The following is a 16,462-nucleotide window of genomic DNA, read 5'->3' as shown; positions in this document are numbered from 1 at the left end:
GCACCGCAGGTGTAACTGTTCAGGATGCGATCACACCGTCAGATGGCGGCGCGCCTCTGATGTGTCCAGTGTTTCGGCTGCGCCCTCGTGGACCACAGCGCCCCGATCGAGGATGTAGACGTGGTCGGCGAGTTCGCGGCAGAAATCGAGATACTGCTCGACCAAGAGGATCGCCATGCCGGTCGAATCCCTGAGATAGCGGATAGCCCGGCCGATATCCTTGATGATCGAGGGCTGGATGCCCTCTGTTGGCTCGTCGAGCACAAGGATCTTCGGTCGCGTCACCAGTGCGCGGCCGATCGCCAGTTGCTGTTGCTGCCCGCCAGAGAGGTCACCGCCACGGCGACCAAGCATCGAGCGCAACACCGGAAAGAGGTTGAAGACGTCCTCGGGTATCGAGCGGTCGCCGCGCTTCAGGGGCGCATAGCCGGTCTCCAGGTTCTCCTTGACCGTCAGCAGCGGGAAGATTTCACGCCCCTGGGGGACGTAGCCGATGCCTTCTTTTGCCCGCCGATAGGGCGCCATGCCGGCGAGTGCTGCGCCGTTGAAGTCGATCGCGCCGGCGCTGACCGGATGCTGACCGGTGATCGCCCGAAGCAGGCTCGACTTGCCGACGCCATTGCGCCCGAGCACGCAGGTTATCTTGCCCATCTCGGCCGTGATCGACACGTTTCGCAGCGCCTGCGCGGCGCCGTAGTGAAGATTGATGTTTTCGACGCTGAGCATGGCGCGCCCTCCTTTTGGATTTTCGGTGTGGGTCATCACCGGCCAAGGTAGTTCTCGATCACCTTCGGATCGCTGCTGACAAAGTCGATCGAGCCTTCCGCCAGCACCGCTCCTTCGGCAAGGCAGGTGACCTTGACGCCGAGTTCACGGATGAAGCCCATGTCGTGCTCGACAACCACGACCGATCGGGTCTTGGCGATCTCCTTCAGCAGGATGGCTGTCTCGGCAGTTTCCGCGTCGGTCATGCCGGCGACCGGTTCGTCGACCAGCAGCAGTTCCGGCTCCTGGGCAAGCAGCATGCCGATCTCCAGCCATTGCTTCTGCCCGTGCGAAAGGTTGGCGGCGAGATCGCTGCTGCGCGACGACATGCGGATGGTCGCAAGGATCTCCTCGATCCGAGCCTTGTCCTTTGCCGTCAGTCGGTAAAAGAGTGTCGGAAACACGCCGCGCTTGCGGTTGAGCGCCAGCTCGAGATTGTCCCAAACCGTGTGGCTTTCAAATACCGTCGGCTTCTGGAATTTGCGGCCGATGCCGAGCGAAGCGATCTCCGCTTCGTCCTTTTTCGACAGGTCGATCTCGCCCTTGAAGAACACCTGCCCCTCGTCCGGCCGCGTCTTGCCGGTGATGATGTCCATCATCGTCGTCTTGCCAGCGCCGTTCGGGCCGATGATCGCTCGTAGCTCGCCGGGTTCGATGACGAAGGAGAGCGCATTCAACGCCTTGAAGCCGTCGAAGGAGACGGAGACGCCGTCGAGATAGAGAAGGCTGGTCGGCTTGGTCTGCCCGATTGTCTGGTTCATGTCGTTACTCCGCCGCCATGGGTTCAACGGCCAGATTGTCCGGTGTTTCAGCCGCCCGCGTCTGACGCTCCGCACGCCGGCGGGCGAAGTACGCGCCAGCCGTTCCGACGACGCCCTTCGGCAGGAACAGGGTGACGAGCACGAAGAGGCCGCCGAGCGCAAAGAGCCAGAATTCCGGGAACGCTGCCGTGAAGATGCTCTTGCCGCCATTGACGAGAATGGCGCCGACGATCGGGCCGATCAGCGTGCCGCGCCCGCCGACCGCCGTCCAGATCACCACTTCGATCGAATTGCCGGGCTCGAACTCGCCGGGATTGATGATGCCGACCTGGGGCACATAGAGTGCGCCGGCAATGCCGGCCATCATCGCCGATAGGGTGAAGGCAAAGAGCTTGATGTGCTCGACCCGGTAGCCGAGGAAGCGCGTCCGGCTTTCCGCGTCGCGGACTGCCACGAGCACCTTGCCGTACTTGGAACGCACGATCGCCGACGTCAGGATCAGGCAGAGCGCCAGCATCAGCGCCGAGGCAGCGAACAAGGCGGCGCGCGTGCCGTTAGCCTGGATGTTGAAGCCGAGGATGTCCTTGAAGTCGGTGAGGCCGTTGTTGCCGCCGAAGCCCATGTCGTTGCGGAAGAACGCAAGCAGCAGCGCGTAGGTCATCGCCTGAGTGATGATCGAGAGATAGACGCCGTTGACCCGCGAGCGGAAGGCGAACCAGCCGAAGACGAAGGCGAGCAGCCCCGGGACAAGTACCACCATGAGCGCGGCAAACCAGAACATGTCGAAGCCATGCCAGAACCACGGCAGCTCCTTCCAGTTGAGGAACACCATGAAATCCGGCAGCAGCGGGTTACCATAGGAGCCGCGCGCCCCGATCTGGCGCATCAGGTACATGCCCATGGCGTAACCGCCGAGCGCGAAGAAAGCCGCATGCCCGAGAGAAAGGATGCCGCAGAAACCCCAGACGAGATCGAGCGCCAGCGCCAGCAGCGCATAGGTCAGGTACTTGCCGAACAGCGACACAAGATAGGTCGGCACGTGCAGTGGATGATCGGGCGCGGTCAAAAGGTTGAGCGCCGGGACAAGCATGGCGAGGCCGACAAGGATCGCAACGGCGATCAGAATGCTGCGGTCGAACGACCGCATCAGAAATGACGTGATCATGCTTCCACCGCCCTTCCCTTGAGCGCGAAGAGGCCGCGCGGTTTCTTCTGGATGAAGAGGATGATCAGCACCAGCACGAGGATTTTGCCGAGCACCGCGCCGGCATAGGGTTCCAGGAACTTGTTGAGGATGCCGAGCGAGAAGGCGCCGACGAGCGTGCCCCAGAGATTGCCGACGCCGCCGAAGACGACGACCATGAAGCTGTCGATGATGTAGCCCTGGCCGAGATTGGGCGAGACGTTGTCGATCTGCGAGAGCGCCACGCCCGCCATGCCGGCGATGCCGGAGCCGAGCGCGAAGGTGAGCGCGTCCACCCAGGGGGTGCGGATGCCCATCGACGACGCCATGCGCCGGTTCTGGGTTACGGCCCGCATCTTAAGGCCCATCGACGTCCTCTTGAGCAGGAACAGCAGCGCCGCAAATACCGCCAGCGCGAAAACGATGATCCACAGGCGGTTCCAGGTGATGGTCAGCCCGCCAAACTCGAAGGCGCCGGACATCCACGAGGGATTGCCGACCTCTCGATTGGTCGGCCCGAAGATCGAGCGCACCGCCTGCTGCAGGATCAGCGAGATGCCCCAGGTGGCAAGCAGCGTTTCGAGCGGTCGCCCGTAGAGAAAGCGGATGACGCCGCGCTCGATTGCAAGGCCAACCGCGCCGGTCACGAGAAAGGCGAGCGGCAGCGCGATCGCCAGCGACCAGTCGAAGAGGTCAGGATAGGAATTGCGCACCACCTCCTGCACCAGGAAGGTCGTGTAGGCGCCGAGCATGACCATCTCGCCATGGGCCATGTTGATGATGCCCATGACGCCGAAGGTGATGGCAAGGCCGATCGCCGCCAGCAAGAGGACCGAGCCGAGCGACAGGCCGTACCAAATGTTCTGGCCGGCGCTCCAGAAGGCCTGGGTCTGCTCGATCCGGGCGATCGCCGCCTCGATATCGGGTTTAAGGGAAGCATCGGCTGTGGCCAGAGCGGAGGTCAGAACGGCAAGGCCGTTTCGCCCGTTACCTTCGGCAAGCAGCGCGATCGCCTGACGCTTCTGATCGTCCGGGCGATCCGAGACGAGCAGCGTCACCGCGCGGGCCTCATCGAGAACCTTGCGCACGGTCCCGTCTTTCTCGGCCGCGATCGCCGTTTCGATCGCCTCGAGCGCATCGGCATTCGGCGTCTGCAGCATGGATTGCGCCGCCTTCATGCGCGCACTGGTATCGTCGCTGAAGAGCGTGAGACCTCCGAGCGCGCTGCGAACCGCGCGACGCACCGCATTGTTGACCTTGACCTTCTGCATCGCCGCCTTCGGTGCCGCTCCGGCGTCAGCCCCGGTCACGGGATCGACGAGCAGCAGGTCTGCGCCCTGCGCCTTGACCAGAAAGACCTTGCCGTCGGACTTGCGCTGATAAAGTTCCCCCTCGCCCAGCGCCTCAAGCACCGGAATGACCTTCGCGTCGCCGGTCTTGGCCAGCGCCGTTATGTGGTCGTCCATTTCGGAAAGCTTAGCGCTGCCCAGCTGATCGATCAGCGGGCCGAGGTCTTCGGCTGCGCGAGAACCGACCACATGGGCCGATATCACCAGACACAGCGCAACGAACAGGATCTGCAGAATTCGGTACATGGCCCCCTCATCCGGGTCGGTCATGCGGCGCATGCACAAACCCGTCATAGCCCAAGCAAGCTCCCTTCGCTCGTGCGCGCCGCCGAACGAAGGGCATGCTTGCCTCAAGTTTTCGTCATGCAATCACTGTCCGGGCGGCAAGCCGCCCGGTCTATGACTAGGTGATGAAATCAGGAACCCTTGCCGCCGCACTTGCCGGTGGCGACGTTGAAGTTGCCGCAGGACATCGGCGCGCGCCAATCGGAGATCAGGTCCTTGGAGTCCGGCAGATAATCGGACCATTCGTCGCCGACGACGAGGCCGGGTGTTTCCCAGACGGTCTCGAACTGGCCGTCGCCCTGGATCTCGCCGATCAGCACCGGCTTGGTAATGTGGTGGTTCGGCATCATCGTCGAGTAGCCGCCCGAAAGATTGGGGACGGAGACGCCGATCATCGCGTCGAGAACGGCGTCCGTATCGGTCGTGCCGGCCTTTTCGACCGCCTTCAGCCACATGTTGAAGCCGATGTAATGCGCTTCCATCGGATCGTTGGTCACGCGCTTGTCGTTCTTGGTATAGGCCTTCCAGGTCTTGATGAACTCGGCATTGGCGGGTGTGTCGACCGACTGGAAATAGTTCCAGGCCGCCAGATGCCCCACGAGCGGCGTGGTATCGAGCCCGGCGAGTTCCTCTTCGCCGACCGAGAAGGCGACGACCGGAATATCCTCCGCCTTGACGCCCTGGTTCGCCAGTTCCTTGTAGAACGGCACGTTGGCGTCGCCATTGATGGTCGAGACCACGGCGGTCTTCTTGCCGGCCGAGCCGAACTTCTTGATGTCAGAAACGATGGTCTGCCAATCGGAATGACCGAAGGGCGTGTAGTTGATCATGATGTCCTCGGGCTTCACGCCCTTGGAGATCAGATAAGCTTCGAGGATCTTGTTGGTCGTGCGCGGATAGACATAGTCGGTGCCCGCGAGCACCCAACGCTCGACGCTCTCGTTTTCCATCAGATAGTCGACGGCCGGGATCGCCTGCTGGTTCGGCGCCGCCCCGGTGTAGAAGACGTTGCGCTGGCTTTCCTCGCCCTCATACTGGACGGGATAGAAAAGGATCGAGTTCAACTCCTCGAACACCGGCAGAACCGACTTGCGCGATACCGAGGTCCAGCAGCCGAAGACCGCCGAGACTTTGTCGACCGAAACCAGTTCGCGCGCCTTTTCAGCAAAGAGCGGCCAGTCGGACGCGGGATCGACGACGACGGCCTCGAGCTTCTTGCCGAGCAGGCCGCCCTTCTTGTTCTGCTCGTCGATCAGCATCAGCATGGCGTCCTTCAGCGTCGTCTCGGAGATCGCCATGGTGCCGGAAAGCGAATGCAGGATGCCGACCTTGATCGTGTCGTCAGCGGCGAAAGCGCCGCTGAAAGCCGTCGTCGACAGGATGGCGGCTAGGAATGCGCCGGTCACGCTTGTCTTGATAGTCATCTGATGGAACCCCTCTCGTTCTGGAGCAACTGGCCTTTCGGTGCTTCTGGCCGCTGCTTAAGGGGATCATCGGACAGCCACGCTGCACTGCACATACGTCATTCTACGTAGGCGCCGGGGGCAAAGAGGAACGCGATTGATAACCTGGTCGCGGGCGGCTGCAGCGCAGCGATGGTATCTTTCTTGACCTTCCCATCGTTGGAAGCCCTAGAACCTAATCTGGCCGCAGGTCAGCGGGCTTGCGGCCACGCCACATATTCGACGCGAATCGACTGGTAGCAGAGCGGCTATCGCCGGCCGTCGACGCAGGGGGAATGCCGAAAGACATGACGTCCTCACTTCATCCGCATTGGGATACGGCCCGGGAGAAGCGTTCGCTCACCCTGCGCTTCGTTGCTTTCGCAATCCTGCTGGCAAGTCTGCTGCTCGGCGGCAACGCGGGCGCGGAACGCATGCACGCGGTCGTTGTCGTCAGCTATCTCGCCATCAGCGTGGCGTCGGTGGCAACGGCGCGCTATCTGCCCGGCCGCTCCTGGCTGACGACCCTCTTCGTCGTTCTCGATGCGCTCTTGGTCGCGCTGCTGCTCTACGCCCATATTCTGGCCGGCCCGGTGACAGCGAACCACAATCTGACGACGACCAGCCTCGTCGTCGCCTTCATCCTGCTCGTCCATGTCGGACTCAAGCTGGAGCGACGCCTGGTCCTCCTCTTTTCCGCCATCGTGCTCATAGCCTGGGTGACGATGCTGGCGATGACGGCTGCAAGGCATGATGCCTCCGGACCGCTTTCGCTGCTCGGGGCATTCTTCAATCAGGATCTCGGCCTGACCGTGAGCTTCGGCTTCACCGCCTTTGCCATCTATCTTCTTGCGCGCGACCACGACCGGACGCGCAAGGAAGCCTTGAAGGCCGACCAGCGGCGACAAAATCTCTCGCGCTTCTTCTCGCCGCTAGTCGTTTCCGCCCTGCAGGAGAAAGGCGATGTGCTCGGGCTGGAGCGACGCAGCGCCGCGATCATGTTCGTGGACCTGCGTGATTTCACCCGTTTTGCCGAGGCGGCACCGGCGCCTGAGCTCGCCTTCGTGCTCGCCGAATATCGCCAACTCGTCTCGCAGACGATCTTCGAACACGGCGGCACCGTCGACAAGTTCATCGGCGATGGGGTGATGGCGGTCTTCGGCCAGCCGAGACCGAAGGAAGACGACGCCGACAGGGCACTTGCCTGCGCGCTCGATCTCGTCGACATCCTCACGGATTGGAAGAACCACAACGCGCGCAACAACCACCCGGCCCTCGATGCCGGCATCGGCCTGCACTATGGCACGGTCGTCGGCGGCGTTCTCGACAGCGGCTGCCACAGCGAGTTCACCGTCATCGGCGACGCCGTCAACGTGGCCCAGCGCCTGGAATCCATGACCAAGACGCTGCAGGTGCCGCTTGTCGTCTCCGCCTCGTTGATGTGCCGGCTTCAAGCTCCAGCACCTGAAGCCGCATGGATATCGCACGAGGCGGTCGTGCTGCCAGGTCGTCGCCTTCCGGTCGACATCTGGTGTCTTCACCGGGAGACCGGCTCAGCCCACCCGAACGAGGACGAGCCTTCCGTCGCTCCGCAGCCGCTGACGATCACCGACCGCTGAAGCTAAGCTTGAAGCGCGTGGTGAAATCACCGCCCCACCACATGGGGAAGTTGGTGCCCCATTTGTTGTTGTGGATGTTGAAGCGGACACCGGCGGAATAGTCAGGCAGGTCCTTGCAGAAGGCCATGAACGGCCAGGACTGCGGCGCCACCAGCGCCGTGTCGAGGTTTTCGACCATCAGCTCGACGCCCGGTTCCGAGCGCCCCCTCACCGCCGTGACCGCCTGCAGCTGTGCACCGCCCGCGCGGGCGAAATTGTCGGTGGCGTGCCAGTGCCCCATCTTGCACACATCCCAGGCGGAACGTCCCTCGGGCGTGAACGACAGAAAACTCGCTTCCGGCATACGGTTGGCGTTCTTGCCATAGAGGGACAGCCGGACATCGAGCCCGTCCTTGCCGGCGGAAAATTCGATGGCGATTTCGGCAGGCGCGCCCAATTGCTCCACCGCTTCTGCCGGCATGACTGCAAGGACGGATGTTGCGGTCGTGCCGTAGAGCTTGGGCGCGTAGGCCTGCGAGCGCGCTTCCGCAACCTTCGCAAGCCCGGGCTTGTCGTGGTCGAGCACCGCCCAATCCATCCAATGTGTAAGGTACGTATCCATGTGGCGGCGAACGTCGCCGGCGTCATAGCTTTCGTAGCGATAGGCGATCAGCGAACCGTTGGCGCCACGGACCGTCCGACCGTCGGGCGCAGTCAGCGCGGAACCGTCGCCGGTTACCGGATCAAGCTCGATGATCCAGCCGCCGACATCGAGCCGCGTAGCAGCCTCGGTCGCCTCGGGCCGTGATGGAACGGCAATCTCGGCAAGGGCCGCCTCGGCGCGGACCGCATCCTCGCCGTCCAGCTCTGCAACCGCCTGGTCGAGATAGGCCCGCTGCTCCGCCCAGGACGCTTCGGTATAGTGGAAGCGAGGATCAGTCTTTCGCGCCGCCTCGAAGGCGGGGCGTGCCCAGGCCTTCTCGTCGCGCAGGAAGGATTTGATGTCGACGCCGCAGGTGTGTTCGGCGACCAGCGCCAGCTTGCGGCCGAAGGCCTGGCGGCTTGTGGTCATCCGCTCGCCGGCAAATTGGTCGTAAAGCCGCTGCAGCGCCAGATAGCGGGCGATCTTTTCCGGATCGGTGCCGCTGCCGTGGATCCAGCTGTCGCCGAGTTCCTTTTCCACCACCGGGAAACGCTCGCGCGCCTCCCAAATAAGCTTGCCGTAGTCCTCCAGTGTCGCCGCGCGCACGGCGGCACCTGGCTCGTGTTTCAGGATCTCGCGATAGGCTTCGGCCGTCTGCGACACGCTCTGCGGGCCGATGTTGTCGCTGGTATGGGCGAAGCTCAAGCCGTCGGAGAGACCCTCGGGGAAATAGGTCTCGCCATAGGAGCGCTGGTACATGACGACGATTTCCTCGCCGCCCGCCGCTCGCCAGCGAAAAATATCCGGGATTTCCGGCGGCGGCGAAGCGGAGTTCACGCCGATATGCAGGAAGCGCACGCCGGCTTCGGCCAGCAGCGGCACCATGCCGAGCGTATGGCCGGGCACATCGGTCATCTTGGCGGCGATCGTCTTCAGACCGAAGCGATGGTCCAGCTCCTGCGCATAGGAAAGCCCCGCCTTGAAAAGATCCGGCGACATCAGCTCCGTATGGGTGGTGAAGGGCAGCGCGTGCCAGCGGATCAGGCCGCGCTCGATCGCCTGCTCAAGGCGGGCGACCTCTTCCTTCGAGCGAGAATTCAGGTGATCCCAGATCAGCCAGGCGCCCGTCGTCCAGACGAACAGCGGCTCGTGCGGGTTCTCGTTGTAGAAGTGCGCGCCGGTCTCGATCGCCTGCGGGATGAAGCGCTCGTGATACTGCTTTCGGATCTTCTCGGCGTGATCGGTAAAGCCGATGTCGAGATGGGTCTTGAAGACGACGTGGATGCGTTTTTCGGTCATGTTCGCTACCTTCAGCCGACGGTGCCCCGCACGATCAGGCGGGTGTTGAGTGTCTCGGTAAACGGCTCGGCATCGGGCGCACGAAGCCGCATCAGGATGAGGCGGACGAGCGCACGCACGCGCTCTTCGAGGTCGATGCGCACGGTGGTGAGGTTGTAGCTCTTCCAGTGCGCCTGCGGGATGTCGTCGAAACCGACGACCTTGACGTCCTCAGGCACGGAAAGCCCGAGCTCGTGGCGCAGCGCGTCGATCGCGCCGAAGGCGCCGACGTCATTGGCCGCAAAGATCGCATCGGCACCTTCGCCGATGCGGAACAGATCGAGCGTCGCCTGGTAGGCGGTGTCGTAGGTGTAATCGCCGGCAAGCACGATCGGCGCATCCATGCCGCGCTCCGCGAGCGTCTCCTTTAGTGTGCGCTCTCGCTCGGCATTGGCGAGCGACTGCGCCTTGCCGCCGAGATAGGCGATGCGGCGCGCGCCATAGCCGTGAAGCAGGGCCACCGCCTGTTCGATGCCGTTTTTTTGCCGGACGAGCAGGCGGTCATAGAGCGTACCGGATGCGGCGCCTGCAAACTGCTTCACGTCGTCGTAGATCACGTAGATCGGCACCGCGCGGTCGAGAAAGCCGCAGAGCACATCGGGCAGGATGTTCTCGGTAAAGGCGATCACCGAATCCGGATTGAAGCCGCGCATGTAGGTGAGCAGGCGCGGATCCATGCTGAAATCAGCCTTGGCCTTGAAGAGCAGCGTCGCGAAGCCCTCCGCCTGCAGCGCCGTCGTCAACGCGTCGATCTCCTGGCTCTCCCAGGGGCTGCAGACGTCGGGCACGATCATGCCGACAAGATGCGAGCGACCGGTCACCAGCGAGCGTGCCGCCATGTCGGGCGTGTAGTTCAGCTCCCGCGCCACCTGCAGGATGCGGTCGCGCTTTTCCGGCTTCAGCGACGCATTCGGATTGAAGGCCCGCGAGACCGCCACACGGGAAACATTGGCCTCGCGCGCCACCTGGTCTGCGGTGGCTCGGGCAGCTTTCTTGTCGGCGCGCTCGTTCATCTATCCGTCACAAAATGAAAACGTGTTCATTCACAAAAGAGAGCAACGCGACGATTTCGTCAAGCGGAATAGGTATTCCGCCGATTTTTACCAACGGAACACATGATCCATGTTGACAAAGATGAAAGCGTGTTCATTCTTGACCGTCGTCGGGACGCCGGACCTGGAGGAGGGACGGACTGTCGCAGCCAGACACATAGGTCCTTGAGTGGATCGACCGGGAGGAGAAAACATGCGTACCAGGTTTCATTCCCTATTGCTCGGCGCAGCCGCGGCCATCGCCTTTGCAGCACCAGTGAGCGCCACCGAACTCAACATCACCTGCCGCTGCATCATCGGCGGCGTAAACAGCGGCATGGCCGAGTGGATCGAAAAGAAGGTCATTCCGGCCTTTACCGAGAAGATGAAGGCCGAAGGCAAGGACGTCACCGTCAAGCTCACCCAGTTCGGCGGCGAGGACGAGCAGCTGACGCAGCAGCTCGCGCTCGATTTCTCCACCGGCGCCGGCCCTGATGTCTCCGGCTTCGACGGCTTCCTGATCCCGAGCTTCGTCCAGGGCAATCTCCTGAAGTCGCTCGAGGAAGTGGCCGGCCCAGACGTTCCGAAGTGGGAGGGCTGGCAGCATATCTCCGACGGCACCAAGGCGCTGATGAGCTACCAGGGCAAGCCCTATGGCATCGCGCTCGGCACCGACGCCCGCATGATCTTCGTGCGCAAGGACCTCTTCAAATCGGCTGGCCTCGATGCCGACAGCTGGCAGCCGAAGTCCTGGGATGAGTTGCTCGACGCCGCCCGCAAGATCAAGGCGGCCGCCCCCGACAGCTTCCCGTTGCAGCTCAACGCCGGCGTCTCCATGGGCGAGGCGACCACGATGCAGGGCTACTGGATGGCGCTGCTCGGCACCGGCGAACAGGTCACCGACGACAGCGGCAAATATATCGTTTCGAGCCAGGGCATCCTCGACACGCTGAAGCTCTACAAGACCATCTATGTCGACGACAAGCTCGGCGACCAGCGCGCGCAGCTGCTTGCCGACGGCCGCAACCGCACCTTCGCCAATTTCCGCGATGGCAAGACGGCGATGCTCGTCGAGGGCGACTGGTTCTATCGCTCGGTCACAGCGCCCGGCGCCGAATTCGCCGTCGCCGATCGCGACAACACCATGACCTGGAAGAAGATGCCCGCCGCAGCACCCGGAAAGGGCTTACGCGGCCAGGATTTCGTCACGATGTCCGGCGGCACCGGCTTCGTCATCAATCCGCATACGGACGCGCCTGCCGAATCCTGGGCGCTGCTCTCGTTCATGAACAGCAAGGAGCAGCTCGACGCGTTCCAGGAAATCCAGCCCGCCATCCGCATCCGCGACGACGTGGCGATCCCGAACTCGCCGTTCCTGACGGAAACGGCAACGACGCTGCTGCCGATCACCACGGCCCGTCCGAACGACGCCAATTACAACAAGGTCTCGACCGAGATCCAGCGCATGACCGAAAGCGTCGTTTCCGGCGAGCTCTCGCCTGAGGATGCGATGGCCCAGTACAAGGCGGCCGTCATCGCCATCGTCGGCGAAGAAAACACCGTCAGCACGCTCTAAAGCCAATGCGGGATGCGGCCGCAACGGTGCCCTCATCCCGCTTCGATCCAACGACAGAGCGCCCGGCTGCCATCCGTGGCCGGGCTCCCGATCCAGGATATGGGCATGAAACGCGCATGAAGAAATTCTCCCTGCTTTCGACGCGCGCCGGCGCGCTTTTTCTGGCACCGGCCACGGCCCTCGTCGGGGTCTTCGTCATCGTTCCCTTCTTCTGGGTGATTTTCGTTTCCTTCACCAACCGCACACTGCTCGGCCGCACGGCCGTCGACCCCGATTTCGTCGGCCTGCAGAACTATTTCGCGCTCTTCAATCCGGCGACCTTCTTTACCCGCGGCCAGTTCGGGTTTTCGCTGATCCTGACGATCCAGTTCGTGCTGCTCTCGGCGCTGATCGGCCAGGCGCTGCTCGGGCTGCTGCTCGCCTGGCTCAGCCAGACGGTCACGCCGACGCTCAAATCCTTCCTGCAGACCGCGGTCATCGCCGCCTGGATCCTGCCGGAGGTGGTGATCGGCTTTGCCTGGTTCGCCTTCCTCGACTATGACAACGGCACGCTCAACATGATCCTGCGCGGCCTCGGTCTGCCGCCGGGCGACTGGCTGCTGCAACAACCGTTCTGGGTGATCGTGTTTTTCAACACCTGGCGGGGCGCCGCCTTCTCGATGATGCTGTTCAACTCGGCCTTCCAGTCGATCCCGCCGAGTTACTTCCAGGCAGCCGATGTCGCCGGCGCCACCTCGTGGCAGAAGCTGCGCGACATCGCGCTGCCGCTGATCCGCGGCCATGTCGTCACCGACCTCATCCTCATCACCATGTGGACCTTCAACGTCTTCACGCCGTTCCTGCTCACCCATGGCGGGCCGTCCTATCGCACCGAGATCCTGTCGATTTACACCTACCGCATCGCGTTCAAGGATTTCGAGTTCGGCAAGGGCGCTGCCGTCGGCGTGGTCATCATGCTGATCAATCTCGCCTTCGCGCTCGTCTATCTTCGCCTTGCCCACAAGAAGCCGGTGGAGGCGGAATGATGCAGAAGACTCAGAACATCTTCGTGCGGCGCGCGATCTTTGCCGCCGCCGCCACCTTCCTCGGCACGATCTTCGCACTGCCGCTCGTCTGGTTCATCTTTGCGCCCTTCAATGCCCGTGCCGAACTCGGCCTTGCCATCCCCTCGCCCTTCACGCTTTCTAATTTTGCCACCGTCTTCCAGAACACCTTCGCGATGCAGGCGCTGCTGAACAGCCTCATCCAGGCGGCGGGCGGCGTGGTGCTGGTCGGCGCGGCGGCGACGCTTGCGGCCTATGCCCTCTCGCGCTCGCCGATCCCGGGCAAAGGCGCCGTCACCTATATCCTGCTGCTCTTCTCGTCGGTCGTTTCAGGCTCGGCGGCGATGGTGCCGATTTTCCTCATCATCTCCGCGGCAGGCCTGATCGACACCCATCTTGCCGTCATTCTCGTCTTTGCCGGCGGGCTGTTGCCGACGGCGATGTTCATTCTTCGTGATTTCATCGACGCCATCCCGCGCTCCTATGAGGAGAGTGCGATGGTCGCCGGCGCCTCTCCGCTCCAGGCCTTCTTCGATGTGGCGCTGCCGGTCATCCGGCCGGGCATCGTCGTGGTTGTCGTCTGGGCCTTCGTCAACATCTGGGGCAGCTTCCTCATCCCCTTCATCCTGTTGCGCAGCGACAAGCTGATGCCGGCATCCGTCGCCATCTACTCCTTCTACTCGGAAGCCGGCACGCCGATCGTCACGCTGCTGGCCGCCTATTCGCTGATCTATTCGCTGCCGGTCATCGCCCTCTATCTCTTCGTGAATTGGAAATTCGGTTTCCGGTTCTTTGGTGGCATCAAGTCGTAATCGGAAATCTGTCATGGCCTCTGTCGAATTCCAGAACATCTCCAAGACCTTCGGCGCCTTCGTCGCCGTGCCCGACATCAGCTTCCAGATCGCCGACGGCGAATTCATCTGCCTGCTCGGCCCGTCGGGCTGCGGCAAGACGACGAGCCTGCGCATGATCGCGGGTCTCGAAACGCCAACCTCTGGCCGGGTGATGATCGGCGGCCGCGACGTCACCTACCTGCATCCGAAGGACCGCGGCATCTCCATGGTCTTTCAGGACTATGCGCTCTACCCGCACATGAACATCGCCGACAACATCGCCTATCCCTTGAAGGTGCGCGGCGAGCAGGAGACCAAGCGCCACGCCCGCGCCAAGGAAGTGGCCGACATCCTCAAGATCGGCGACCTGATGAAGCGGCTTCCGAGCCAGATCTCCGGCGGCCAGCAGCAGCGCACGTCGCTGGCACGTGCGCTCGTCTATCCGAGCGAGGTCTATCTTTTCGACGAACCGCTTTCGAACCTCGATGCCAAGCTGCGGCTCGAAGCGCGCGGCTTCCTCAACCACCTGCAGCGCGACATGGGCATGACCGCCGTCTATGTCACGCACGACCAGGCCGAAGCCATGGCGCTCGCAACCCGCATCGCCGTCATGGACAAGGGCCGGATCGTGCAGTTCGCGCCGCCGATCGAGATTTACCGCCGGCCCGCAACGACCTTCGTCGCCAACTTCGTCGGCAATCCGCCGATGAACCTCGTCCCCGTCGAAGCATCCATCGGCGATGGCGCCCTGCACCTGCGCGCCGATGGCCTGAAGCTCGCACCGATCGCGCTCACCGACGCCATCGCCAAGCCGGCGAAATCAGGCAGGATGACACTCGGTGTCCGCCCCGAACATTTGCGTATCGCGGCCGCAGGCGACCTGAACGTGGTTTCCGGCGAACTCTTCGCCAACGAGAACATGGGGCCGGAGAGCCTCGTCACGTTGGAGCGCGGCGACAACGGTCGCGTCACTGCGCGCATCTTCACCGACGACGAGATCAAGGTCGGAACTTCAGTCCATCTCGCCTTCGACGCCAGGCACATCACCCTCTTCGACGACAGCGGCGCCCGCATTCCCGCGGTAGACGAACGCTGAGGCCGCCATGCAGGAATTTTCGGTGCGCATCACCCGTAAGCATCAGGCGGCCGATCCCTATTTCTATCTGCCCTTCGAGGTGCCCGAAGGTGTAACGCGCATCGACGCGACGCTCAGCTATCCGAAGTCAGAGGCATGCATCATCGATCTCGGCGCGCTTGATCCGCGGGCGACCGAGTATCCGACCGGCCAGGGTTTTCGCGGCTGGAGCGGTGGCGCGCGTGACCGTTTCTTCATCGCTACCGACGACGCCACGCCCGGCTACATTCACGGCGAGATGCCGCCCGGCCAGTGGAAGGTGATGCTCGGCCTCTACAAGATCCCCGAAGAAGGCGCCGAGATTCGCGTGACGGTCGATTTCGACAGAAGCCCGCGCTCCATCGTGCCGCAGCCGGAAAGAACGTTCCCCGTGCGCAAACAGTCCGGATGGTATCGCGGCGATCTGCACTGCCACACCTTCCACTCGGATGCGGCTGGCTCGCCCGAACTGCTGCACGCCGCCGCCAAACAGGCGGGTCTCGATTTTCTTGCGGTCGCCGACCACAACACCATCACCCAGCGGCGCTACTTCCATCCGCATTCCTCCGCCGACCTCATCTTCATCCGCGCCATGGAAATCACCACCGCCGTCGGCCACGCCAATGTCTTCGGCGTCGACGATTGGGTCGATTTTCGCATGACGAAGCCGGAGCATGCCCGCACGCTCGCGAGCATGGTGCATGAGCGCGGCGGCCTGCTCTCGGTCAACCACGACAAGCCGACCATCCCCTGGGACTACGAACTGCCTGAGATCGACTGCATGGAGGTCTGGCAATCCCATTGGCTCGCCTGGAACTGGGTGTCGCTCGAGCGCTACCAGCAGCGCCTCGCCTCGGGCCTGAAGATCTCCGCCATCGGCGGCAGCGATTTCCACCAGCCCGCGCGGCTAATGCCGGAGGGACCGCTGGTGCTCGCCCGCCCGACGACGGTGCTCTGGCTCAATGAACTCTCCGAAGACGCCGTGCTCGCCACGATGAGATCGGGCCACGGCTACGTGACGGAAAGCCCCACCGGCCCGCATCTCGAACTGATCGCCAACGGCCAACCGATGGGATCGACCGTGGTTGGCCCAGTGACCGCAGAGGCCTTGGCTCGCGGCGCCAAGGGCGACCGGCTGCTGTGGCTAGACGCTTCCGGCATCGTCGGTGAAGAGACCATCGAAGCTGACGACTGGACCGCCCACTATGCCGGTTCGCCCGATCGGTTCCTGCGGACCGAAATCGCCGCGGCCGCCAACCGGAGCGCGATCGTCGAGACATTCCGGGAGGCCCTCCACGGCAAAAATTTGCCCTGGGCGCTCTCGGAGGACGATCTCTCGAAACAGACGATCCGCCGGGCCATCAGCAATCCGATCTATTGCCGGCCCAACTGACGGCCGCTGCACTCCGCAACTGATCTCATTCTCAAAGTATGGGGCATCCGATTTCGGCACGCTCATATTTTCCGCTTTACCGACACATTTTACGATTGCAGCAATTTT

The 16,462-nt window shown here is 63.0% G+C and carries 13 protein-coding genes; 6 read left to right on the top strand and 7 right to left on the bottom strand.

Going from position 1 to position 16,462, the window contains the following annotated elements; all coding sequences use genetic code 11:
- Positions 1-30: 30 nt before the first annotated feature.
- The 5 genes from urtE to urtA form a co-directional block, all read right to left on the bottom strand.
- Complete coding sequence (gene urtE, locus OVA00_RS05595) at positions 31-726, bottom strand: urea ABC transporter ATP-binding subunit UrtE (RefSeq protein WP_268088317.1); 696 nt, start codon at positions 724-726, stop codon at positions 31-33.
- 35 nt (positions 727-761) lie between these two features.
- The gene (gene urtD / locus OVA00_RS05590; RefSeq protein WP_090296866.1) at positions 762-1,526 is read right to left on the bottom strand and encodes an urea ABC transporter ATP-binding protein UrtD; all 765 of its coding nucleotides are present in this window, start codon (positions 1,524-1,526) and stop codon (positions 762-764) included.
- A 4-nt stretch (positions 1,527-1,530) separates the two neighbouring features.
- A complete protein-coding gene (urtC, locus tag OVA00_RS05585; RefSeq protein ID WP_034805744.1) occupies positions 1,531-2,691 on the bottom strand; it encodes an urea ABC transporter permease subunit UrtC in 1,161 nt (386 codons plus the stop codon).
- Positions 2,688-4,304 (bottom strand): urea ABC transporter permease subunit UrtB, encoded by a 1,617-nt coding sequence (gene urtB, locus OVA00_RS05580; RefSeq protein ID WP_113294246.1) that lies wholly within the window; start codon positions 4,302-4,304, stop codon positions 2,688-2,690. Before urtB ends, urtC begins: the two co-directional genes overlap by 4 nt.
- Positions 4,305-4,474: 170 nt before the next feature.
- The gene (gene urtA / locus OVA00_RS05575; RefSeq protein WP_060522006.1) at positions 4,475-5,767 is read right to left on the bottom strand and encodes an urea ABC transporter substrate-binding protein; all 1,293 of its coding nucleotides are present in this window, start codon (positions 5,765-5,767) and stop codon (positions 4,475-4,477) included.
- 326 nt (positions 5,768-6,093) lie between these two features.
- On the opposite strand from urtA, the gene OVA00_RS05570 reads away from it, so the two are divergent.
- Positions 6,094-7,404 carry an adenylate/guanylate cyclase domain-containing protein gene (locus OVA00_RS05570; RefSeq protein ID WP_060522005.1) on the top strand — a complete coding sequence of 437 codons (1,311 nt, stop codon included), beginning with the start codon at positions 6,094-6,096 and terminating at the stop codon, positions 7,402-7,404.
- On the opposite strand, the gene OVA00_RS05565 is transcribed toward OVA00_RS05570, so the two are convergent.
- Positions 7,391-9,325 carry a DUF5054 domain-containing protein gene (locus tag OVA00_RS05565; RefSeq protein WP_268088316.1) on the bottom strand — a complete coding sequence of 645 codons (1,935 nt, stop codon included), beginning with the start codon at positions 9,323-9,325 and terminating at the stop codon, positions 7,391-7,393. The genes OVA00_RS05570 and OVA00_RS05565 overlap by 14 nt on opposite strands.
- Positions 9,326-9,336: 11 nt before the next feature.
- Entirely contained in the window at positions 9,337-10,377 is a 1,041-nt protein-coding gene (locus tag OVA00_RS05560) for a LacI family DNA-binding transcriptional regulator (RefSeq protein ID WP_268088315.1), read from the bottom strand.
- Positions 10,378-10,609: 232 nt separating this feature from the next.
- Here OVA00_RS05560 and OVA00_RS05555 point away from each other — a divergent pair, with 232 nt between their 5' ends.
- The 5 genes from OVA00_RS05555 to OVA00_RS05535 all read left to right on the top strand — a co-directional run bounded on the left by OVA00_RS05555 (position 10,610) and on the right by OVA00_RS05535 (position 16,354).
- Positions 10,610-11,971 (top strand): extracellular solute-binding protein, encoded by a 1,362-nt coding sequence (locus OVA00_RS05555; RefSeq protein WP_029742799.1) that lies wholly within the window; start codon positions 10,610-10,612, stop codon positions 11,969-11,971.
- Positions 11,972-12,087: 116 nt separating this feature from the next.
- On the top strand, positions 12,088-12,996 hold the full coding sequence (locus OVA00_RS05550) for a carbohydrate ABC transporter permease (protein ID WP_057251755.1): 909 nt from the start codon (positions 12,088-12,090) through the stop codon (positions 12,994-12,996).
- Positions 12,996-13,826, top strand: a complete 831-nt coding sequence (locus OVA00_RS05545; protein WP_029742802.1) for a carbohydrate ABC transporter permease — start codon at positions 12,996-12,998, stop codon at positions 13,824-13,826. Before OVA00_RS05550 ends, OVA00_RS05545 begins: the two co-directional genes overlap by 1 nt.
- A gap of 13 nt (positions 13,827-13,839) precedes the next feature.
- Complete coding sequence (locus OVA00_RS05540; protein ID WP_268088314.1) at positions 13,840-14,943, top strand: ABC transporter ATP-binding protein; 1,104 nt, start codon at positions 13,840-13,842, stop codon at positions 14,941-14,943.
- A gap of 7 nt (positions 14,944-14,950) precedes the next feature.
- Positions 14,951-16,354 carry a CehA/McbA family metallohydrolase gene (locus tag OVA00_RS05535; RefSeq protein WP_268088313.1) on the top strand — a complete coding sequence of 468 codons (1,404 nt, stop codon included), beginning with the start codon at positions 14,951-14,953 and terminating at the stop codon, positions 16,352-16,354.
- Positions 16,355-16,462: the final 108 nt, after the last annotated feature.

The organism is Ensifer sp. SL37 (assembly GCF_026672675.1).
GTDB lineage: Bacteria > Pseudomonadota > Alphaproteobacteria > Rhizobiales > Rhizobiaceae > Ensifer > Ensifer adhaerens.
Note: the sequence above shows the minus strand (reverse complement) of the source record. Positions and strands in the feature narration are given on the sequence as shown.